At 70.6% G+C, this 1,686-nt stretch carries 2 protein-coding genes; both read right to left on the reverse strand.

All coding sequences use genetic code 11. The annotated features are described in order from the left end of the window. Nucleotides 1-759, reverse strand: a 759-nt coding sequence (locus tag ACWCO3_RS34445; protein ID WP_450014179.1) for an LppM family (lipo)protein, incomplete at its 3' end; no start/stop codon positions are given. A 159-nt stretch (nucleotides 760-918) separates the two neighbouring features. Next, the coding region (locus tag ACWCO3_RS34450; RefSeq protein ID WP_450014180.1) for an FAD-dependent monooxygenase at nucleotides 919-1,686 on the reverse strand (768 nt) is incomplete at its 5' end.

Genomic DNA, 1,686 nt, shown 5'->3' on the forward strand with positions numbered 1-1,686 from the left:
GCCGGCGGGCGGGCCCGCCGGGGTCGGGCCGGGCGCAGCCGGCGCGGTGGGCTGACGGCGGCGCAGCAGGAGTACGCCCACCACGGCGAGCAGCAGCAGAAGGAGTACGCCGCCGCCGACCAGCAACCAGGGAAAGCCGCCTCCGTCGTCGCCTGCGGCGGCCGGCGAGGCGGACGGTCGAGGTGGCGCCTCGGCCACGGCCCGCAGCTCGGCCGGCTTGTCCTGGTTGGGGTCGACCTTCCAGCTCACCGAACGGCCGTTGACAGTGCCATTGCTGTCGATCACGCGACCGGGGAATGTCACCGAGATCTCGAACGACATGAGCTTGAGGAACGCCTGCTGTTGCTGCGGATTCTGCTGGGCGACCTTTCCGCCGTATTTCTTCGGATCCAGTGGCAGTGTGAAACGGTACAGATCGCCGTCCCGGACCAGCTTCACGCTCTCCGTGTCGAAACCGGCCAGCGGCGCCTTGCGGTAACTGATCTGGGAGCCGTAGAAAGTGTCGTCCTGGTAAAGGGTCTCCTCGCCGGCAGGCAGCGCGGGAATGTTCTGCCGCAGCTCCGCGAAGGCGGCCGGGACGTTCTTGTTCCGGGCGCTCAACACATTCTTCTGGGCCGTCAGCAGCAGTTGACCGTCGACTGTGTCGTCAGCGTTGACGGTGAGGCCCATGTTGAGTTGCATGCAACCGCTGAGCGCGGCGAGAAGAATGAGACACACCGCGACGCGGAGTGCCTTACCGCGGTTGACTCTCCTGTTCATGGGCTCAGTGTGTGTGATCGCTTTCACACCAGCAGTCAGCGATCGGTCACAAGACAGTCGCCGATTGTACGGGCGCGCTGTCGCCTTCGAACGAGTCCGCCCCCAGCCTCGATAAATACCCTGGAGTGTTGGGCCACCCTCGTCGAGCACGGGGCCGGCTCAGCCCACCGGAGGTCTCCAGTCCGCGTAGCGGGCCATGCTCCGCAGGGCGGCCCGGGCCGGGGTGAGCCGCAACGCGTTGTCCCGTACCGCGACGGCGATCGGGTTGCGCAGTTGCTGGCCGAAACGGCCGGCGTTGAAGGAGGCCCGGGCAACCGCCTGGCTACGTGGTCGACGCTGCTCGTCGTACGCGGCAAGCGCGGCGGGCACCGCGGCGGCACCGGCGGCGCAGACGGCGCCCAGCACGACCGCGTCCTCGATGGCCTGCCCGGCGCCCTGCCCGAGGTTGGGTGTCATCGCGTGGGCGGCGTCGCCGAGCAGCGCGACCCGTCCCCGCACGTACGTGGGCAGCGGCACGGCCAGGTGGTGGATGTCGTTGCGCAGGACGACTCCGGGTGGGGTCGCCGCCATCAGCGCCGGGATGGGGTCGTGCCAGTCGCCGAAGCGCTCCCGCAGGGCCGCCAGTTCGTCGGGGGCGTGGCCGCCGGGTGGCGCGTTCAGCGCGGCGTACCAGTAGAGCTGGCCGTCGCCGATCGGCACCATGCCGAACTCGGCGCCCGGTCCCCAGGTGATCGCGGCCGGGACCGGGTCGGGGAACGCGATCGCCGCTCGCCAGGCCGTCGATCCCGCGTACACCGGGCCGGGGTGTCGCGGCCAGAGCTGGGCGCGGACCCGGCTGCGCAGGCCGTCGGCACCGACCACCAGGTCGGCGCGGAGGGTGTGCGGCCCGTCGGGGCCCTGGTAGCGCACCTCGGCGTGGTCGGGGCC

It is taken from the genome of Micromonospora sp. NPDC002411, from assembly GCF_053592955.1.